Source organism: Psychrobacter sp. TB20-MNA-CIBAN-0197 (genome assembly GCF_040309765.1).
Lineage (GTDB): Bacteria > Pseudomonadota > Gammaproteobacteria > Pseudomonadales > Moraxellaceae > Psychrobacter > Psychrobacter submarinus.
Genome location: NZ_JBEOPC010001194.1, coordinates 1 through 245, shown reverse-complemented (window position 1 = coordinate 245; position 245 = coordinate 1). Strand labels below are relative to the sequence as shown.

The window sequence follows — 245 nt, the reverse complement described above, 5'->3', positions numbered from 1 at the left end:
GAAGTAATGGATATTACGGATTTACACCTCAAGGATTATCTGCAGGGCTTTCAGGAGACACTCAAGAATCAACAGGCCGACTATCGTGTAGCCATTCTTGAGGCAGGATCGGATGCCGGGGAATTTGAACGCTTCATCAATCGACAGTTTCGCCTGCGATTGCAGCATTACATGCTCACCTCCAGAGCCCGGGCGCTGGAAACCCGCTTGGCGATAACCTCGCGCAGTACGCACTTCTTGCTCTA

1 protein-coding gene is annotated in these 245 nt (G+C 51.4%); it reads left to right on the top strand.

All coding sequences use genetic code 11. The features are described 5' to 3' along the window. On the top strand, nt 1–245 hold a 245-nt coding region (locus tag AAEY83_RS17730; protein ID WP_351061305.1), incomplete at both ends, for a hypothetical protein.